Origin of the sequence: Streptomyces sp. WAC06614, assembly GCF_003949795.1 — a bacterium.
Classification (GTDB): domain Bacteria; phylum Actinomycetota; class Actinomycetes; order Streptomycetales; family Streptomycetaceae; genus Streptomyces.
On sequence record NZ_RPRY01000505.1, the window covers coordinates 1 to 3,415 of the forward strand.

At 71.8% G+C, this 3,415-nt stretch carries 3 protein-coding genes; all 3 read right to left on the bottom strand.

What is annotated here, in order from left to right:
* The coding region (locus EF918_RS33925; protein ID WP_148141321.1) for a serine/threonine-protein kinase at nucleotides 1-932 on the bottom strand (932 nt) is incomplete at its 3' end.
* A gap of 129 nt (nucleotides 933-1,061) precedes the next feature.
* Nucleotides 1,062-1,313 (bottom strand): EF-hand domain-containing protein, encoded by a 252-nt coding sequence (locus tag EF918_RS33930; RefSeq protein ID WP_125652726.1) that lies wholly within the window; start codon nucleotides 1,311-1,313, stop codon nucleotides 1,062-1,064.
* A gap of 200 nt (nucleotides 1,314-1,513) precedes the next feature.
* Nucleotides 1,514-3,004 carry an amino acid permease gene (locus EF918_RS33935; RefSeq protein ID WP_125652727.1) on the bottom strand — a complete coding sequence of 497 codons (1,491 nt, stop codon included), beginning with the start codon at nucleotides 3,002-3,004 and terminating at the stop codon, nucleotides 1,514-1,516.
* Nucleotides 3,005-3,415: the final 411 nt, after the last annotated feature.

The following is a 3,415-nucleotide window of genomic DNA, read 5'->3' on the forward strand; positions in this document are numbered from 1 at the left end:
GTCGGGGCGGGGGCGGCGGCGCGGGCGGTGATCTCGGCGGTGACCGCAGCGGGGAGCCAGTCCTCGGCCCGGCGCAGCGCGGTGGCGTCGTTCGCGGACTGGCACAGCGCGATGACCTCGGCCACGGACGGCCGGTCCGCCGGGTCCTTGGCGAGGCAGCGGGTGACGAGCTCGGCCAGCCGCGGCGGTACGCCGGACAGGTCGGGCTCCTCGTGCACGATCCGGTACAGCACCCCGTGCGAGGCCCCTTCGCCGAAGGCGGGCGCGCCGGCCGCGGCGTACGCGGCGACCTGACCGAGGGCGAAGACGTCGGTGGCGGGCCCGACCCCGCGGCCCGCCGCCTGCTCCGGTGCCATGAAGGCGGGGGTGCCGACGGCGACCCCGCTGCCGGTGAGCGAGGTCGCGTCGGCGGCGTGCGCGATGCCGAAGTCGATGACGCGGGGCCCGTCGGCGGCCAGCAGCACGTTCGACGGCTTCAGGTCGCGGTGCACGATGCCCGCGCCGTGGATCACCTGGAGCGCCTCCGCGATGCCCGCGACCAGCAGCAGGACGGTCTCCACCGGCAGCGGCCCGTGGGCGGACACGGCCGCCGCGAGCGAGGGCCCGGGCACGTACGCGGTCGCCAGCCACGGCCGGGCGCCGTCGGTGTCGGCGTCGATGACCGGCGCGGTGAACAGGCCCTGGACACGCTGCGCGGAGCGGATCTCCTGGGCGAACCGGCGCCGGAACTCCGCGTCCTCGCCGAACTCCGGCCGGATCACCTTGATGGCGACGGGCCGCCCGCCGGGGGTGTGGGAGAGGTAGACCTTGCCCATGCCGCCGGCGCCGAGCCGGGCGGTGAGGCGGTAGCCGGCCACCGTGGTGGGATCGTCCGGACCCAGCGCCTCGAAATACCCGATCTGCCCTTCGGCGCCCGGCTGCTGACCGTTCATCACCTTGCTGCTCCCTGTGCTCCCCGTGCAGTGCGCACCGCACCTTATCGGAGCCACCGGGTGCACCATGACGCCCGGCACCGGCCGGGCCGGGCCCGCCTCACCTGGCCTTCCTCCGGTGCGCCGAGGTCACCAGCCGAAGCGGCGGTCCACCACGGCGGCGAACTCCTCGAAGGTCAGGACGCGGTCGCCGTTGGCGTCGGCCGCGTCGAAGAGGGCCGAGGAATCGTCCACGCCACCCAGCCCCCAGGCCGGGATCACGCCCTGGGCGGCCAGGGTCGGGCCCTTGGCGCGCAGGGCCTCGATGACCTCGATACGGGTCAGGGTGCCGTCCTGGTCGAGGTCGAGGGCGTCGAAGAGGGTACGGGCCTTGTCGCTCATCACGTGTCCTGTCCGGAAGGGGTGCACGGGGTGCACGCGTCGCGCCGGTCGGCGCGTCCTGCCCCCAAGGACGCGGCTGCGGGCCACGGGGTTGCCCGGGGCGCCGGGGTTGCCTGGGGCCCGCAACGCCGCGGGGGCGTACCGGCCGCTCGGCCGGTACGCCCCCGTAGGGCATGCCCCCCTCAGGGGTGCGGGACGGTTCAGGACCGGCCCGCGGGCTCCAGCGCGTCGTCCGAGGCCGACGCCGCCGGGTTCGCCCCCGCCGCGGCGCGCGCCGCGATCTGCGGGTTGCGGGCCTTGAGCACGGCCCAGCCCACCGCCAGGCAGACCGCCCAGCCGGCACCCACGTACAGCGAGACGCGGCTGTCGGGGTCGATCGCGATCATCGCGGTGACCAGCAGCAGGAAGGCCACGGCGATCCAGCTGCACACCGTGCCGCCGGGCGCGGGGAAGGAGGAGGCCGGCAGTCGGCCCGCGTCCACCGCGCGGCGGTAGCGGATGTGGCTGACCAGGATCATCAGCCAGGTCCAGATGCCGGCCGCGGTCGCGACCGAGGTGACGTAGCCGAACGCCTTCTCCGGGACCACGTAGTTGAGGACCACGCCGATGCCCATCAGGGCGACGGAGAGGGTGATGCCGAGGGCCGGGGTCTTGGTGGAGCTCAGCTTGCCGAGGACCTTGGGGGCCTCGGAGTTGGCGGCCAGGTCACGCAGCATGCGGCCGGTGGAGTACATGCCGGAGTTGCAGGACGACAGGGCCGCGGTGAGGACCACGAAGTTCACGATCGCCGCACCCGCCGGGATGCCGATCTTGGCGAACGCCGCCACGAACGGGCTGACGCCCGGCTGGAACTCGGTCCACTTGACGACCATCAGGATCACGCTGAGGGCACCGACGTAGAAGACGATGATGCGCCACGGCAGGGTGTTGATGGCCTTGGGGAGGGTCTTCTCGGGGTTCTCCGACTCGCCCGCGGTGACGCCGACGAGCTCGACGGCCAGGTACGCGAACATGACGCCCTGCAGGGTCATCAGGCTGGAGCCCACGCCCTTGGGGAAGATGCCGTCGAAGGCCCACAGGTTGGAGACGGCGGCGGTGTCACCGGCCTGGCTGAAGCCGAAGGTGACGACGCCGATACCGATCACGATCATGCCGATCAGGGCGGTGACCTTGACCATCGAGAACCAGAACTCGATCTCGCCGAAGATCTTCACCGAGATGAGGTTGGCGACGTAGAGGACCACCAGGAACACCAGGGCCGTCACCCACTGCGGGATGTCCGGGAACCAGAAGTGCACGTAGATGGCCGCGGCGGTCAGCTCGGCCATGCCGGTGACCACCCACATGAGCCAGTACGTCCAGCCGGTCACGAACCCGAAGAACGGGCCGAGGAACTCGCGGGCGTACTCGGCGAAGGAACCCGAGACGGGCCGGTACAGGAGCAGCTCGCCGAGCGCTCGCATGATGAAGAAGACGATCACGCCGGCGAGGGCGTACATGAGGATGAGGCTGGGCCCGGCCTTCGCGATGTTCGCGCCCGCGCCCAGGAAGAGGCCGACGCCGATGGCGCCGCCGATGGCGATCATCTGGACCTGACGGCTGCCGAGTCCGCGCTCGTAGCCCTCTTCGGGCGTGCCGCCCCGGGCCGCTCCGTCGTCGCCGTGCTGCTGTGCGACCTGCGTAGAGGTCATGCTGTGGTGCGCCTTTCCGCTCCATGCCGACCCGCGCCGTCCTCGGCAGCGGATCGGGTTCCGATCCCCCGGATGCTGAATGGAGTTGCTGCCGGCGGTCGGCCGGCTCCAGCGCCCCTGCTCGGACGAGGGTGGTGTCCGGCAGGCGGTCGTGAAGGTGTACCACGTAAATGCCGTGTGAACCGTGGCGTACATCACCGCATACCGGTCATTGCCCGGTGTTCGGGCCGAAAGGCCCTTGCGGGGTGATCCGATCGTTATCCGGATCTGAGGATCCTCTGAGCGAACACCGAATGACACCCAGGCAAGCCGTGCCACGACGGGTGACATCCGCCTCGCTACGGGTGCGTACGGTGACCAGCAGGTGAACGGCGGCCCACGGGCAGGTGGACGGGTGGACGGGCGGGCTGG

Coding starts and splice junctions, on each gene's coding strand:
- EF918_RS33930 (WP_125652726.1), bottom strand. CDS start 1,313: ATGAGCGACAAGGCCCGTACCCTCTTCGACGCCCTCGACCTCGACCAG.
- EF918_RS33935 (WP_125652727.1), bottom strand. CDS start 3,004: ATGACCTCTACGCAGGTCGCACAGCAGCACGGCGACGACGGAGCGGCC.